The sequence below is a fragment of the Bacillus sp. LR--39 genome (genome assembly GCF_053613335.1).
On sequence record NZ_JBSIOT010001695.1, the window covers coordinates 1 to 504 of the forward strand.

General features: G+C 52.0%; 1 protein-coding gene. It reads right to left on the bottom strand.

Annotation, left to right across the window (positions count from 1 at the left end):
- Window positions 1-504: AMP-binding protein (locus tag ACWHAR_RS32595; RefSeq protein WP_452089115.1), on the bottom strand; the 504-nt coding region annotated here is incomplete at both ends.

Below are 504 nucleotides of genomic sequence, written 5' to 3' on the forward strand. Positions count from 1 at the left end.
GGCGCGCTGTACCATACCGTCACTTCCATTTTTTCAATCGTTTCGTACCATGCCACAGGACTGAATCTGCCGCCTACGACAACATTCGTAGCTCCATTCAGCCACGGACCGAAAATCCCGTAAACCGTTCCGGTGACCCAGCCGGGATCAGCGGTGCACCAATAGATGTCATCGTCATGCAGATCAAGAACCCATTTGGCTGTTTGATAATGCTGGATCATTGCTTTATGGACGTGGAGAACCCCTTTTGGCGCGCCGGTCGAACCCGACGTATAGTGAAGCAGCATCTCGTCTTCCTGATCCACCCATTCAATCTCAAGATCAGTGTCTGCTTCCGCCGCTTTCGCGTAATAATCAATGACAGGTCCTTCTTCCTTTACGCCTTCTCCAACGACAATGATTGATTCAAGATCCGGAAGTTCATCGGCCGGCACCCGTTCAAGCAATTCCGGCGTCGTCACGATGACCTTCGCTCCGCTGTTTGCAAGCCTGTCTTTGACGGCA